This window comes from Maribrevibacterium harenarium, from assembly GCF_006385675.1.
Classification (GTDB): Bacteria; Pseudomonadota; Gammaproteobacteria; order Pseudomonadales; family Marinomonadaceae; genus Marinomonas; species Marinomonas harenarium.
In genome coordinates, this window is record NZ_VFRR01000015.1 from 78,806 (window position 1) to 94,045 (window position 15,240).

At 48.9% G+C, this 15,240-nt stretch carries 14 protein-coding genes; 6 read left to right on the forward strand and 8 right to left on the reverse strand.

Annotated features, from left to right (window positions below; genetic code table 11):
* Positions 1 to 24: 24 nt before the first annotated feature.
* The gene (locus tag FJM67_RS17965) at positions 25 to 483 is read left to right on the forward strand and encodes a glutaminase (RefSeq protein WP_407943595.1); all 459 of its coding nucleotides are present in this window, start codon (positions 25 to 27) and stop codon (positions 481 to 483) included.
* Complete coding sequence (locus FJM67_RS17970) at positions 384 to 890, forward strand: glutaminase (protein WP_407943597.1); 507 nt, start codon at positions 384 to 386, stop codon at positions 888 to 890. Before FJM67_RS17965 ends, FJM67_RS17970 begins: the two co-directional genes overlap by 100 nt.
* Positions 891 to 976: 86 nt before the next feature.
* Here FJM67_RS17970 and oadA read toward each other — a convergent pair whose 3' ends face one another.
* Both oadA and FJM67_RS09345 read right to left on the reverse strand, forming a co-directional pair.
* Complete coding sequence (gene oadA, locus FJM67_RS09340; protein ID WP_140588699.1) at positions 977 to 2,773, reverse strand: sodium-extruding oxaloacetate decarboxylase subunit alpha; 1,797 nt, start codon at positions 2,771 to 2,773, stop codon at positions 977 to 979.
* A gap of 21 nt (positions 2,774 to 2,794) precedes the next feature.
* Entirely contained in the window at positions 2,795 to 4,210 is a 1,416-nt protein-coding gene (locus FJM67_RS09345) for an acetyl-CoA carboxylase biotin carboxylase subunit (protein ID WP_140588700.1), read from the reverse strand.
* 129 nt (positions 4,211 to 4,339) lie between these two features.
* On the opposite strand from FJM67_RS09345, the gene FJM67_RS09350 reads away from it, so the two are divergent.
* Positions 4,340 to 5,278: a LysR family transcriptional regulator gene (locus tag FJM67_RS09350; RefSeq protein ID WP_140588702.1), complete on the forward strand. Its 939-nt coding sequence runs from the start codon at positions 4,340 to 4,342 to the stop codon at positions 5,276 to 5,278.
* Here the strand turns inward: FJM67_RS09350 and FJM67_RS09355 are convergent.
* On the reverse strand, positions 5,224 to 6,726 hold the full coding sequence (locus FJM67_RS09355) for a glycosyl hydrolase family 79 N-terminal domain-containing protein (protein ID WP_235890026.1): 1,503 nt from the start codon (positions 6,724 to 6,726) through the stop codon (positions 5,224 to 5,226). The two genes, FJM67_RS09350 and FJM67_RS09355, sit on opposite strands and share 55 nt — an antisense overlap.
* 192 nt (positions 6,727 to 6,918) lie before the next feature.
* Here FJM67_RS09355 and FJM67_RS09360 point away from each other — a divergent pair, with 192 nt between their 5' ends.
* The gene (locus tag FJM67_RS09360; RefSeq protein ID WP_140588703.1) at positions 6,919 to 8,256 is read left to right on the forward strand and encodes a DUF3422 family protein; all 1,338 of its coding nucleotides are present in this window, start codon (positions 6,919 to 6,921) and stop codon (positions 8,254 to 8,256) included.
* A 127-nt stretch (positions 8,257 to 8,383) separates the two neighbouring features.
* Here FJM67_RS09360 and trpA read toward each other — a convergent pair whose 3' ends face one another.
* Together trpA and trpB are read right to left on the reverse strand one after the other, a co-directional pair.
* Positions 8,384 to 9,172, reverse strand: coding sequence for a tryptophan synthase subunit alpha (gene trpA, locus FJM67_RS09365; RefSeq protein ID WP_140588705.1), 789 nt, complete (start codon positions 9,170 to 9,172; stop codon positions 8,384 to 8,386).
* A 2-nt stretch (positions 9,173 to 9,174) separates the two neighbouring features.
* Positions 9,175 to 10,431 carry a tryptophan synthase subunit beta gene (gene trpB / locus FJM67_RS09370; protein ID WP_140588707.1) on the reverse strand — a complete coding sequence of 419 codons (1,257 nt, stop codon included), beginning with the start codon at positions 10,429 to 10,431 and terminating at the stop codon, positions 9,175 to 9,177.
* A 256-nt stretch (positions 10,432 to 10,687) separates the two neighbouring features.
* Between trpB and FJM67_RS09375 the strand changes: the two genes are divergently transcribed.
* Positions 10,688 to 11,446: a siderophore-interacting protein gene (locus FJM67_RS09375; protein ID WP_235890027.1), complete on the forward strand. Its 759-nt coding sequence runs from the start codon at positions 10,688 to 10,690 to the stop codon at positions 11,444 to 11,446.
* 1 nt (position 11,447) lies between these two features.
* Here FJM67_RS09375 and FJM67_RS09380 read toward each other — a convergent pair whose 3' ends face one another.
* From FJM67_RS09380 to FJM67_RS09390, 3 genes are all read right to left on the reverse strand, one after another.
* Positions 11,448 to 12,521, reverse strand: coding sequence for a CobW family GTP-binding protein (locus FJM67_RS09380; protein WP_140588711.1), 1,074 nt, complete (start codon positions 12,519 to 12,521; stop codon positions 11,448 to 11,450).
* Between the two features lie 11 nt (positions 12,522 to 12,532).
* Positions 12,533 to 12,964, reverse strand: coding sequence for a cytochrome c (locus FJM67_RS09385; RefSeq protein WP_140588712.1), 432 nt, complete (start codon positions 12,962 to 12,964; stop codon positions 12,533 to 12,535).
* 67 nt (positions 12,965 to 13,031) lie between these two features.
* Positions 13,032 to 13,928: a homocysteine S-methyltransferase family protein gene (locus FJM67_RS09390; RefSeq protein ID WP_235890028.1), complete on the reverse strand. Its 897-nt coding sequence runs from the start codon at positions 13,926 to 13,928 to the stop codon at positions 13,032 to 13,034.
* A gap of 268 nt (positions 13,929 to 14,196) precedes the next feature.
* On the opposite strand from FJM67_RS09390, the gene FJM67_RS09395 reads away from it, so the two are divergent.
* Positions 14,197 to 14,994, forward strand: coding sequence for a transporter substrate-binding domain-containing protein (locus FJM67_RS09395; protein ID WP_140588714.1), 798 nt, complete (start codon positions 14,197 to 14,199; stop codon positions 14,992 to 14,994).
* Positions 14,995 to 15,240 lie beyond the last annotated feature (246 nt).

The window sequence follows — 15,240 nt, forward strand, 5'->3', positions numbered from 1 at the left end:
GTCTACGAACAGGTTAAACCTTTAGTGGGCGAAGGAAAGGTAGCGGATTATATTCCGGCCTTGGCGAAGGTAAATCCTCAACAATTCGGCATTGCCATCTACAGTAACGACGGTCAACTCTATCAAGTGGGAGATGCTGAAACTCCGTTCTCGATTCAGAGTATTTCTAAGGTCTTTTCCCTAACATTGGCGATTAAGCACTATGGCCCTGATTTGTGGCAGCGTGTCGGGCGCGAACCTTCGGGGCTACCGTTTAATTCTCTAGTGCAGTTAGAGTATGAAAACGGGGTTCCCCGTAATCCCTTTATTAATTCGGGTGCTTTGGTGGTGAGTGATATAACCACTCAAGGTTCGCTTCCCCCCATTACGCGATGCAAGGGTTCGTGCGTCGGGTATCCGGTAACCCTGGTATTCAAACCGATAAGGTGGTTGCTGATTCTGAATTTGAATTTCGTGCCCGTAATGCGGCGATGGCTTATCTGATGAAAGCATTTGGTAACTTCCACAATGATGTGGAAGAGGTGTTGTATAGCTATTTTTCCAACTGTGCTTTGCGTATGAGCTGTGTGGATTTAGCGAAGGCTTTTAGTTTCTTGGCAAACAAGGGCTACTGCCAATTTAGTGGTGAACAGGTGGTGAGTGCGGATGAAGCCCGTCAGATCAATGCTTTGATGGCCACAAGTGGCATGTATGACGAAGCGGGGTCATTTGCTTCACAGGTCGGTTTACCGGGAAAAAGTGGCGTGGGTGGCGGTATCGTGGCGATTGTTCCCGGCCGTTTTACGATTTGTGTGTGGTCTCCTTGCCTCAACAAAGTAGGTAACTCATTAGTTGGGGTGGCAGTGTTAGAGGCGCTGACCAAAGAAATTGGTTGGTCGGTGTACGCATAAAAAAAAGGGGCGCTAGGCCCCTTAAGGTTTTGCCGCAATATTACAAATGGCAAACGGAAATCTTTTGAACAAATTTGAGTCGAGAACTAGCCAATTTCGACTAAGGTTTCCCCAGGTGTAACGCGGTCGCCTTTGGCGACAAACACGCCTTTTACCGTGCCAGCGATAGGGGCTTGAATCTCGGTTTCCATCTTCATGGCCTCAGTGATCAGCACCGCTTGACCCGCTTCGACGGTATCACCAACTTGTACCAACACATCAACAATATTGCCTGGCATAGCGGTGGTGATGTCACCGGGGCCGTTAGCGCGACCACGTTTGTTGCCCCCCGAGGAATTGGCGTCATATTCATTGAGGGATTCAAAAATGACTTCCTCTGGCATGCCGTCGAGTGTTAAGTAGATATGACGTTTGCCGGAGGAGTCGCCGCCGACACCGGTGATTTCGACTTGGTACGTTTCACCGTGAACATCGATCGAGAATTCGGTAGCCACTGCAGTTGCGGATTTACCTGCCGCGACTGGTGGCTCCAAAGGTTCTGGCTGTAGGGTGCCCTCCGCCCGCTGCTCCAAGAATTGCTTACCAATATCTTGGAACATAGCAAAGGTCAGTACGTCTTCTTCGCTCGTTGCTAGGCTGCCAATTTCTTGACGTAAGCGGTTCATTTCCGGGGAGATCTGATCCGCTGGGCGACCATCGATTGGCTCTTCTTTACCGATGGCCTTCGTTTGCACGTCTTTGTTTACTGGTGCCGGTGGGTGACCATAGCCACCCTGCAAGTAGCGTTTCACTTCATTGGTGATGGTTTTATAGCGCTCTCCTGCTAGTACGTTTAATACCGCTTGAGTGCCTACGATTTGCGAAGTCGGTGTTACCAGTGGCGGGAAGCCCAAATCTTCACGAACTCGTGGGATCTCGTTAAATACTTCGCGAATACGATCCAGCGCTTGCTGCTCTTTCAGCTGGTTCGCCAAGTTCGACATCATGCCGCCGGGCACTTGGTTAATCTGGACGGACACGTCTTCTTTAGTGAACTCACTTTCAAACTGGTGGTATTTTTTACGTACCTCTTTGAAGTAATCAGCAATTTCCGTCAGCAGCTCTAAATCCAAGCCAGTATCCCATTGGGTGCCTTTTAATGCGGCCACTTGGGATTCGGTCGCAGGGTGACTGGTTCCAGACGCGAAAGCAGAAATCGCCGTATCAATGTGCTCAGCCCCCGCTTCGATGGCTTTAAGCTGACACAGTGGCGCTAGACCAGCCGTAGAATGACTGTGTACGAACAAGGGTAGATCCACATTCGCTTTAATGGCTTTGACTAGATCGTAAGTGGCGTATGGAGTTAACAGCCCCGCCATATCTTTAATGGCGATGGAGTCTGAGCCCATGTCTTTTAACGCTTGTGCTTGCTCGACGAATAGATCAAGGGTGTGTACTGGGCTGGTGGTGTAGCAAATAGTACCTTGGGCATGTTTGCCGGCTTTTTTCACCGCTTTAATGGCCGTCTCTAGGTTGCGAAGGTCATTTAAAGCATCAAATACACGGAACACATCGATACCGTTTTCCGCAGCTTTAGCAACGAAGGCTTCTACCACGTCGTCCGCATAGTGGCGGTAGCCCAGTAGGTTTTGACCGCGCAATAGCATTTGCAGGCGGGTGTTGGGTAGCGCAGCACGTAACTGGCGTAGGCGCTCCCATGGGTCTTCTTTTAGAAAGCGAACGCAGGCGTCGAATGTAGCGCCGCCCCAGACTTCCAACGACCAGTAGCCTACTTTGTCTAGCTTGTCACAAATCGGCAGCATATCTTCGGTGCGCATACGTGTGGCGATGAGTGATTGGTGGGCGTCCCGTAAGATGACATCCGTAACCTGTACTTTGCTCATGGTGTTCTCCTAATCCTCGGTTTACACGCCAGCGTGGGCGGCAATGGCAGCAGCGATAGCAAGGGCAAGTTCGCTAGGTGCGCGTTTATCTGAATAGTTCAATAGTTCCGGGTGGTTGGGGACGAAACTAGTATTGAATTCGCCGCTACGGAACTCGTCATTTTGTAAAATTTCTTGGTAATAACGGGCAGTCGTTTTCACCCCTTGTAGACGCATATCGGATAACGCACGGGCACCACGATCCAAGGCGTCTTCCCATTTTAGTGCCCATACCACTAACTTCAGACACATGGAGTCAAAGTAGGGCGGAATGGTGTAACCAGTATAGATAGCGGTATCGGTACGTACTCCTGGGCCACCAGGTGCGTAGTATCGAGTGATGCGACCAAAGCTCGGCAAAAAGTTGTTCTTCGGGTCTTCCGCATTAATACGAAACTGCAAGGCAAAGCCCCGGTAGCTAATGTCCTCTTGGCGATAGCTTAAAGGGAGCCCAGATGCCACACGGATTTGTTCTCGCACAATATCAACACCAGTAATCTGTTCGGTGATGGTGTGCTCTACTTGTACCCGGGTATTCATCTCCATAAAGTAGATGTCATTCCCAGTGACCAGAAACTCGACAGTGCCCGCATTTTCATAACCAACTGCTTGTGCCGCTTTCACCGCTAATTCACCAACATAGGCCCGTTGTTCTGGGGTCAATTGTGGGCTAGGCGCAATTTCGATCAGCTTCTGGTTACGACGTTGGATGGAGCAATCACGCTCGTACAGGTGAATCGCTTCCCCATGGCTGTCTGCTAGGATCTGTACTTCGATGTGTTTCGGGTCAACAATGCACTTTTCCAAGAAAACTTCGGCAGAGCCAAAAGCTTTCGTAGCTTCAGAAATCACCCGCGGATACTGGTCTTTCAGTTCTTTTTCATTATCACAACGGCGAATACCGCGACCGCCGCCGCCAGAGGTGGCTTTGAGCATCACTGGGTAGCCGATTTCGGCAGCCAAGGAGATGGCTTCATCGAGGTCGGCGAGGTTGTTTTCCGACCCAGGAGTGACCGGAACACCTGCGGCAATCATGCTCTGGCGAGCGGCCGTTTTGTCGCCCATTTTGGCGATAACATCCGATTTAGGGCCGATAAAGGTAATGCCACGCTCTTCACAAATGCGGGCGAACTCCGCATTTTCCGAAAGAAAGCCGTAGCCAGGGTGAATGCCATCGCAACCAGTTTCCACCGCTAAGTTCACTAGACGACGTGCATCTAAATATCCGGCAAGTGGATCATCGCCAAGGCTATAGGCTTCGTCAGCACGCTTAACGTGGAGTGCATGGCGATCTGGCTCGGTAAAAATCGCCACCGAGCGAATGTTCATTTCGGCGCAAGCGCGCACGATGCGTACTGCGATTTCTCCGCGGTTGGCAATTAATATTTTCTTGAGCATGGTTCTCTCCGTGATGGCAAACGAGCATGTCACCAACGTTAGAAGATTTTGATCAAAATAAAAAATTGATATTTTTTTGGAAAACCATAAGGTATTGCTTATAGATGACTGTCGTCGAAGGTCAAAATCATGGCATTTACTCTTAATCAGCTCTTAAACCGACTTACTTTTCGGCAATTGCAGGTATTCTTGTCGGTTTTTAAACATTTGAGTTATTCCAAGGCGGCGGATGAATTGGGCTTGACCCAGCCTGCCGTGAGCTCGCAAATGAAACAATTGGAGGCCGCTATCGGACAGCCGATGTTCGATTATGTAGGAAAGCAGTTTTATGTTACCCCTGCCGGGGCTCAGGTGGAGAGGGTGGTACGCACTCTGTTTGCCGATCTAGAACGATTGCAAATGGATTTGTATCAGCTTGAGGGACAGTTAAAAGGTGAGCTGCGCCTGTGTGTGGTGAGTTCGGCGGAGATGATCGTGCCTTACTTATTAAAGGGTTTTTTGGAGCAATACCCAGAGGTCAAGGCGCGCTTGACGGTGCTAAACCGAGCCAACGCTACTGAGCGCTTACTGCAGAATCGTGACGACATCGTCATAATGGGGGTCGTCCCTGATACGCGACTACTAAGCCGACAACCCTTCTACGATAACCTGCTTGTGCCTTGTATATGCTCAGATCACCCGCTCCCCAGCAAGTTAGATGCCCAAGGTTTTTTAGAGATGGGGCTGGTCGTCAGAGAGCCTGGCTCTGGCTCCCGCTTTGCGCTGGAAGAGTGGTGTAAAGAACACCGTTTGCAGTTACAGCCAAAATTAGAGCTTGGCTCCAATGAAGCGATTAAGCATGCCGTGCTGGCAGGGTTAGGCGTGGCCGTATTACCACTGGTGAATATTGTCGCGGATGTGCGCTTGGGGCAGCTTGCAATACCAAAAATAAAAGGCTTCCCACTTAAACGTAGCTGGTGTGCCGTTTATCCGTCGGCAAAGCAGCCTACCCCCGTAATGCAAGCCTTTTTGGATCACCTAGCGGCGGCCGGTACCAGCGTGCTAGACCCAGTGTTAGCGGTGGAATAAGTCCAAAAATTGATACTATAAGGGGCGACTAAATCCAGTTTAGCGAGCTTGGGGAAATCTTTTAAGCTGACCCGCCCCATGCGGAATTTCGGCTGTTTACCATTGATGAGAATCTTTTTCGCATTTAATTTGGCGGCTGTGATTTCAAAACGTTTACCTTCTCGCCCTAGCTGAGGGCATTTCACTCGGTAGCTTTTGCCACTTAGGTTAATAATAAGCAAGGTGCGTTTATTGGGTTTGTGTCCCCCATGGCAGTAAACCAAGAGGTCTGGGTGGCTGGATTGCACTTGGTACACGTCCGGTCCAATTAGCTTTTTCCATAGCCAGCTGACCCAAAAATCCGGGTTCGGTTTCATGGTGCGTCGATTTATCAAGCCATAATCGCCGCCGATCAGGCTTTGTCGAATCATCACTTTTTGTCCATGTAAGGCGCCTCGTCCGAGCTGATCGGCCCACCAGAAGCAGGAAGCAAAACGATCCGATAGCTTGGGCTGTCCGCCGCATTGTGCGGAGCCCGTTTCACCAGTCCAAAGTTGCGCTTGTGGTTGGTGATGCTGCTGCCACTGGCGTAGTCGTTCCGCGTGCTTGCTAAACTCTTGTAGTGAAGTGGGAGCGAGCAAATTTTCTAAACGGGCAGCGCGGGTTCGGATCGGAGACCGGCTGCTCTGAAATGGGTAGTAATGCCAATCGACGATATCCAGTGGCTCTTCGAGTTGCTCTAAAAATGAGTCGGTAATGTTGGACAGGGGGCGTATGGTTTCCCCTAATCTTGGCCAAAAGGCACTACCGGGGCCTGCAACTCGCGTTTCAGGGCTGAGTTTCTTTACCGAGCGGATAAAGCGGGAGTAATCTGCTGCGAGCGTGGTGGCTCTTGGCTGTGCGCTGAGACCGTGAAACGCCCAATAGGCGTTAAGCTCATTACCCAATTCGGCCACATCAATATGGCTACCGCGGGCGAGGGTGTAGGCGAGCAGCTTGGTTGCGGCAAACGGATTCCACTGCCCATGTTCCTGACGGGCAAATAGACCATAGCGAAAGGTGAACATGAACCCTAGCTGATTGCGGTTGATAAAGTCGAGCAGCCGATCCCAAATGATTTGGGTAAGTTCGCAGTCGTCTGGGGAAGATAGGTCTTGATCGCAAAAGTAGCGAATGGTGTCTGCCTCTGAGCCGCCTATCCTTAGATAGGCTGGCGCCAGCGCCTGAACCAAGGCATCTAACTTTGGCTGATTAAGATCGATGGGAGGGACTTTTTGGGTGCCTAAACCTCGGCTAGAGCCGCTGCCGCCCTCCCACCAATGGCCACCGACCAGCACTGAAATATCGATCGAAAAGGATAAGTAACGATCATCTAGCTGATGACAGGGAAGCTCGCTGGTCAGGTTAATGTTGGCAATAGCCGACTTTGGTAAATTGGACGTACGGCGGCGAAACAATAGATTCAGCACAAATTCTCTCCCTATCTTAACCGGTCATAAGTTACTAGCAAAAGATGACAGGTTATTGACCATGATTGGCAGGAGAGTGTTATATGCTGGTTTTTATACCCAGCATCGAACTAAAAGCATGGTGTAATGGTTGCATTATGTGATTGATTTTCTGATGATTTGGTTAATTAACTTAAAGACATTGAGATACCCATGGCCACCACAAATCCGTTTGGGTTGAATATCCACCAGCAGCGGGATGCGCTGTACGCGGAGCTTCATTCCCGCCCGTTCCAAGTGATTCCCAGCCCTGCTCGCATTAGCTATCTCGCTGTAATGATGGATGCGGAGGAAAAAGAGAGCGACTTCGATCACTTTTGTGGTCTGTTGCGGCGCTTCGGTGCGGTAGTGCCGGGGGAGGACAGTGTCTGCCTAGAAATCGGGTTTGGTCACCTCCGCATTCGCCGAGAAAAGCATCTGGAGTTCATTAGTTACTTGATTGTGAATGAAGGGGCGCCCTTTGTGTCGGACCCGTGGGTAAACAACGGACTTAGTTGTTTACCTAAAGATTGGCTTGCTGGTATGCCGGGAACCGTGATTTCCGCCCTGCATGTGGCGATTGAAGATGCCCGTGATGGGGCCGAGCCAGACTTAGCACAAGTGAAGTCCCACTTTGAAGGAATGCGTCTAGTGGGGAGTCGCCCACAAAATGGTGATGCCCAAGTCTGGACCTCTTTCCAAGTACACAGTGATGGCTGCGGTCGCATGATGGTCTTTAACCGGGGGATGAGTAATAGCCAACTTGGTCGTATGGTGCAGCGTTTAATAGAAATCGAGACCTATCGGCTAATGGCATTGATGGGGTTGCCCCTAGCACGCTATTACAACCAAAAACTCGCCAAGCGTGACAAACAATTGGCGGAGATTACTGCCCAGCTTTCAGAAACGGAAGAGGAGGTAGATGAACAAGAAGTGTTGGCGAAAATCATACGCATGGCCGCTTGGGTGGAAGCCGCTCGAGCAAAAACCACCTTCCGCTTCAGCGCCACAGCCGCCTACCATGATTTGGTCTTGAAGCGTCTATCGGAGTTGAAGGAAGACGAGGTATCTGGTCACTTAACGGTGACAGAGTTTATGACACGCCGTCTGACGCCTGCTGTACGCACTTGTAATGCCACCGGCGAGCATTTAGAAAACCTATCCCGCCGCATTGACCGCGTCTCGGATATGATGCGTACGCGAGTGGAGATGGCGATTCAATCCCAAAATCAGCATTTGCTGGCATCGATGGATCGGCGTTCCAAAATTCAGCTCGCCATGCAGCACACCGTCGAGGGCTTATCCGTTGCGGCGATCTCCTACTACAGTATTGGCCTGATCAAATACCTAATCGATGCGGCCTATGAAAATGGTGCGCCAATAAATAAAAGTCTCGCCATTGGTATCGCAGTCCCCGTCATGATCGGCGGCGTCTGGTGGGCGACTCGTAGGATACACAAACGTTTCTTGAAACTAGCCAAAGAGCAAATGGAGATTGGGGAGGGGCATTAAGCAAGCTGGCTAGTTAAGCGGTGGTGGCTCTGCGCCCTCAATCCTTATCTTGTTTCACAAAAAACGGAGACTTTTTGGTCTCCGTTTTGAGTTTTCATTCTGGTGGTATCGAAAAAGTCGGCACTGTTTAGCTATTGAATAGACTATTAAACAGTTTCAAACCTTCTTCTTTACCACCTTTATTGTACGCGTCCAATAGGGCAGAACCGATGATGGCTACGTCGGCTTTGCCTTTTAGCGCGTCAACGTGAGCTTTTTCGCGGATGCCGAAACCGACGCCGATCGGTGCGTTGGCGTGGGAGTTGATTTCCGCTAGGTATTCATCCAACGATTGTTGTGTACCGCCGTTATGTTTAGAGTTACCTGTCACACCGGAGCGGGCAACGCAGTAGAGAAAGCCGCGGGCTTCGCTAGCGAGGAATGCTAGGCGATCTTTCGGTGTCACAGGAGTCACCAACCAAACCGGGTCGATCCCATTCCCATCACAGTAAGCTCGTAGTTCACCGGCTTGTTCGTAAGGAAGATCCGGCAAAATCAAACCAAGGATATTTTCCTCGGCACAGCGTTTAACTAGCTTCTCCAATCCGTAAATGTACATCGGGTTTAGGTAGCTCATTAATGCAATGCGGCTGTTAGGGAAGTCGCGACCAAGTTTACCGATGTCGGTTAAGCATTGCTCAACAGTAAGTTTTTGGTCGTGTAGAGCACCGTGACAGGCTGCTACAATGGTTGGGCCGTCGGCAACCGGATCAGAGAAGGGGAATTGAACTTCGATAAAGTCCGCGCCCGCTTCTAGAAGTGTTGCCATCCAATCAAGACTTTCTTGTACGGTTGGGTAGCCATAAACCACATGGGTCATGGATAGAATCGGTTTTTGCTGACGTTTTTCAGCGATGTAATTGGCTAACTTGCTCATGCTTACGCCTCCCCTTGGTTGTCAGCAAGATGTTCTTTGTAGTCCGCTAGGTAATCTTCCAAGAATTCTGGGAAGGTAGCGTCGTTCATGGCTTTGGCCACGTTGAAGATATCTTTGTCGCCACGTCCTGAAAGGTTGATCACGATGCGAGACTCTTTTGGCAAATTTGGCGCATCTTTAAAGGCACCAGCTAATGCATGAGACGACTCAAGCGCTGGGATAATCCCTTCTTTTTTCAGCAACAATGAGCAGGCGTCTACCACTTCATCATCCATGGCATAGGTCATTTGAATGCGGCCGATTTGCGCTAAGTGAGCCATAATCGGGGATACACCAACATAATCCAAGCCGGCGGCGATGGAGTGGGTGTCCTGCAGCTGACCATTTTCGTCCTGTAGGAACATGGTGGCGAAACCTTGTGCGATCCCTTTCGAGCCTAAACCATGGGAAAGACGAATCGAGTGCTGACCGAGCTCTAGGCCTTTACCGCCTGCTTCCACACCCACCATTTCCACTTTCTCATCTAAGAATGGCAAGAAAATACCAGCAGCGTTAGAACCACCACCAACACAGGCATACAAACGGTCTGGGTATTGACCAAATTGGGCCATGCTTTGCTCTTTTACTTCTTCACCGATTACGGATTGGAAGAAGGCAACCATCTCAGGGAATGGCGCACAACCACAGGTGGTGCCGATCAGGTAATGGCTATTTTCGTGACTAGAAGACCAGTCCCGCAGAGCTTCGTCTAAGGCATCACGAAGTGTTTGTGAACCTTCTGCAACTGGTACAACTGTGGCGCCCAGTTGTTTCATCCAGAATACGTTGGGGTACTGGCGCTTAACGTCTTTCGCACCCATGTAAATGGTACATTCAAGACCAAGGCGAGCCGCGATTAGGGCAGTGGCGACACCGTGTTGGCCCGCACCCGTTTCGGCGATTACACGGGTTTTACCCATACGTTTTACCAGCAACGCTTGACCAATTACGTTGTTCATCTTGTGCGCGCCGGACTGGTTCAAGTCTTCCCGTTTAAGATAAATCTGGGCGCCGCCAAAGTGTTCAGTAAGGTTTTTACAGAAGGTCAAAGGCGTTGGACGACCAGAGTAGTTCTGCCAAGTGTCTTTTAGCTCAGCAATAAACGTTGGATCATTTTTCGCTTCTTCGAAGGCATGAAGAATTTGCTGTTGGCTGGCGTAAAGAATTTCTGGGATATAGCTCCCACCGAATTCGCCGTAGTAACCATTATTGCTTTGCATGGAAAACTCCTGAGAAGAAAGTCGATGCCAATCTGGCTGTCGATTTAATAACTAAACGATAGGGTAAAATTAATAAAGAATTGTCTGTTCGTCAAGGGGCATTGAGTTATTTTCTTAACGGTTTCGTGTAGTAAATAAAAGTACGCAAAAGCGCAGTTATTTCTAATACTGCAACACCCTATTTCTTATGAGTGCTTGCATTGGGCATGTATGCCTCCATAATAGAATCATTCTCAATTACAGCATTGGAGATATCGTGGAAAAGAAAGGCATCAACGCGCATCCACTACAGGTAGTGTACAAAACTCAAGTGACCCCTAATATGCTACGCATCACCTTAAAAGGGAATGCGGTACGGGATTACCCAGAAAACCATGCCAGTGGTTACATCAAATTAGTGTTTCCTCAAGCTGAAGGGCGTCCATTGGTTCGTACTTACACCATACGTGCTCACCAAGAGGACCAAATCGACGTGGATTTTGCTATTCACGGTGATCATGGGGATAGCGGCCCTGCCTGTCATTGGGCACAGACTTGCGAAATCGGGGATGAAATCTTGGTCGGCGGCCCTGGCCCGAAAAAGTTAGCGGCAGATGCCGAGCATTATTTATTTATCGGGGATATGACCTCTCTCCCTGCTATTAGTGTCAACCTTTCCCAGTTACCAGCAAATGCTAAGGGCTATGCCATTGTAGAAATTACGTCTGAGTCTGATAAGCAATCCTTACCTAAACCGCAAGGTATCGAAATGATTTGGGTAGTGAATCCTCATCCCGGCGAGGAAAGTGTGTTAGCAAATAAGGTAAGAGAGCTCGATCAGGATTGGTCGCAGACGTCTATTTGGGCAGCCTGCGAGTTCTCTTCCATGAGGTCACTAAGACAATACTTTTTCAAAGAATTGTCTCTCGCAAAGGATAAGGTGTACGTCTCTAGTTATTGGAAGTTCGGCCTGAGTGAAGACAACCATAAGGTCGTCAAACAGCAGGATGCACTGCAAGCCGAATTGGAACAGTAAATCAGTCGGCAGGCGTTGTTAAACAAGCCAACATGGCTTGCTCAATGTGCTGCCAATCCAGCTCCCGGGTACTGATGATTTCGATGCGGGAATCTCGACGGTAGGCTACCTTATCAAAGTCATGCTCGTCTCGAACTCGGTTATAAAACACCCAAGCATGGCCGATGCGAATCACGCCTTTAATTCGTTGAATGTCCTCAAGGCTCGATAAGATTTCATCGAGCTGCCAGTAGTCAAAGCAGTCCTCCCGATCAAAAATCCAACCACAGCTAAATAGACCGCTCCCATTTCCAATCCTACGGATTGGTTTGCCCGGCGTAGCGACACTTAGTTCAGAATGGCTGTGATCGTGGTGATCGTGGTGATCGTGGTGATCGTGGTGATCGTGGTGATCATGGTGATCATGGTGATCATGGGTATGATTGTGTGAGTGAGCCTCTGGGAACTGTGCCGCCAGCTGGCCGTTGCGTACTAGATCCAATAAGTCAGGAGCGATTTGTCCACGGGTCGTGCGGGCAATATGTTGTTTCGGTGGGAACATATTGGCCAAACTCTGTTCAACCACATCCACTTGCTCTGCCTCAGCCAAGTCACATTTGTTGATTAACACCACATCCGCAAGGTTGATTTGGTCGTGGAAGATCTCATTGTTGATGACATTTTCATCCCCTAATGACCGCGGATCTAAGAGGCAGATAGTTGCACGTAGATCTAACTTGTCTTTAAAGGCTGGTCCCATCAGGGTATCAATAATACCTTCAGGGTGTCCGATACCTGTTGGCTCAATAATTAGTCGATCAGGTGTCGCTTGTTCGATCAGCGCTTTAACGGTGAGATGCAGAGACGACCCTAATGAACAGCAAATACAACCACCTGACAGCTCTTTAATATGCAGACCTTCTTGGTCTGGCATCATTTCTTGATCAATGCCAACTTGACCAAACTCATTTACCAATACCGCCCAAATTTCCCCTTCCGGTTTATTTGCGAGCAGTCCATTGATTGCGGTGGTTTTACCGACACCTAGAAAGCCGGTGATGATATTGGTAGGTATGAGTTTGCTCTGGTCGTTCATAGTTTCTCTTGTTAGTTTTTGCCTTTACCTTGGCCATTCATGGAGCCTTTGCCATGTTCCTGCTGATAATGCTCAGCGTACCAGTCCGGCATTTTGCCGCCATTGTCATACAGAAATTCAGCGATTTGGCGAACTTGTTCACTATCATATGGCAAGGCTGGCATCAGACCGAATTTTTTCACCGCTCCGGGCATAAGCGCTTTGCTGGCATCTGGAGATGGTACCCAATTAACCACGTAGTTTACAAAGTCTTCTCTGTTTGGGTAAGTGCGTTTTACATGATCCACCATACCGAATACAGGTGGGGCGATCGTGCCTTGACCGGAAGTAACATGACAATTGGCGCAGAGGAATTGGAAGGATTCAGCCCCTTCGGACTCCGAGGCGAAAATAGGTGAGCTTAGACCGAGTAGGGTGCAGCAGAGGGCAATGGCTTGCTTCATGGTTGAGTTCCTTTTATTAGATTTATCTAAAATAATAAAAGGAACTCATAGGAATCACAACCTTATTTTATAGGTGATCCGTTAACGCCTTGATGTGTTCCGGTCCGATACCACAACAACCACCGATTAAAGTCGCTCCTAGATCACGCCATTTTTCCGCCCACACTAGGTAAGTATCTGGCGTTAAATCGGCTCGCAGTTCATCTAGGCCGTCATTCGCAGTGGCATTTTTCGGTTGCGGAGGAAAAGTATTGGCGTAGGCGCCAATCTGAATATCCAGTTCCAACTGATCAAGTATTTGCTTGGCGGTTTGAATGGCATCCGCGATGATTTCTGGCTGGCAACAATTGAACAGAATAGCGTTGACGCCCATGCCTGCCATAACCCGAACGGCTTCAGCAACCGTCTCCCCCGAGCGTAAACAAGGCTCTGTAGTCGGTTCCGCATCCTCTAATGTGAATGATACCCAGTAGGGCTTACGGTCCTGATCTATGGTGTCGACTAGCGCTTTGATTTGTCGTGTTTCAGCCAACAGACTCTGGGTTTCATTTAGCCATAAATCGACACTGGGACAGAGAGCTTCAATTAGTGGACGAGCAATTTCTTCAGCCCGAGCCGCTTCGTACAGGTCTGCCCGATAAGAACCAAATAACGGGGGCATAGAGCCAGCAATAAGAACAGACTTACCACTTTCTTGAACGGCGGCCTGAGCGACTTGAGCCGAGGAATGTGCGAGTTCTCTAGCTTGCTGCCGGAATCTTTCAGCGCCGATATGGAATGGCACTAGGGCATAGCTGTTGGTTGTAATGACCTTCGAACCAGCCTCAATGTAGGCCAAATGAACCGCTTTGACGATTTCAGGAGCTTCCATCATGGCAAGAGCCGACCATTCTGGTTGTCTGAAAGGCGCTTTGCGACGTTCCAACTCGCGGCCCATGCCGCCGTCTAAAATAGTGACTGACATAATAGTAATTTTCCAAAAGACTTCGATGGGGGCATTCTAGCGATGGAGCCGGTGAAAGCAAAATGCTTTCATTATTATATTTGGGTCAATATTTTGTTATTAGGTTATAATCAACCGTAATCTGCGCTTATTTTATAGAATCAATTAAAAAAACATGGTCTTAGGCATGGATTCCATAGTTACTCCTTTGGTTGTCTTTTGGGTATATTGCAGCTCGTTTATGCAAAGCTAGCCGTTGTATCATTCATATTTAGACACGAGGAAGAACATGAAAGGCACCCTTAGCAGTATCTTTTTAGCCAGTGCGGTATTCGCTGGTAGTCTTGCCAATGCCGCTACGTCGGCGATTGACAACATCCTAGCTAACGGAGAAATGAAAGTCTGCTTTGAGGCCGGTTACATTCCTTTCGAAATGAAGACCAAAGATGGGCGTTTTATTGGTTTTGATATTGATATCGCCAAACACATGTCCAGTGTCATGGAAGTAAAATTTACGCCAGTTAATACCGCTTGGGATGGGATTATTCCGGCGCTGCAGACAGGCAAGTGTGACATTATCATTGGCGGTATGGCGATCACCCCTCAACGCAATCTCAAGGTGATGTTTGCGGATACCTATCTTGAAATAGGGCAAACCGTGCTAATCAGTTCTTCAGTGGCAGGAACAGTAAACAGCTTCCGTGATCTGAACGATGCCAAGTACACGATTTCCACCCAAATCGGAACAACAGGCGCCCAAGCTGCCAAGAAATTTTTCCCGAAAGCAAAGATAGATTTATACGAAACATCGGCGGATGCTGTGTTACAGGTTGCGAATGGCAAAGCAGATGCCTTTGTTTATGATATGCCTTACAACGCCCTATATGCTGCCCAGCACAAAGACAGCGTTGTTCACTTGGATCAAGCGTTTACCTACGAGCCGCTGGGTTGGGCTATCCGACAAGATGATCCGAACTTCTTAAACTTCCTCAATAATTATTTGGTACAGATTAAAAAAGACGGCACCTACGATCGTATCTACGATAAGTGGTTTAATTCAGATGCTTGGGTGGATAGCATCCAATAAGGCCGATCTGGTTATCATAAGTACCACTAAAGAGCCTGTATTATCAGGCTCTTTTCAATTTATAGAATGAATATGCAAATACAAGCTAAGCGTTGGCTGGGGCATGGCCTATATCTGCTCATCATGGCTGCCTTTATTGGTGGTGTGTATCTCGTCGTCCCTGAATAATGGCGATTTTAGACTAAAGCGCCATTTCATTTTCTAGCCTTCTCGGCAATAAGGATTGTATCAATCTCATCCCGCTAT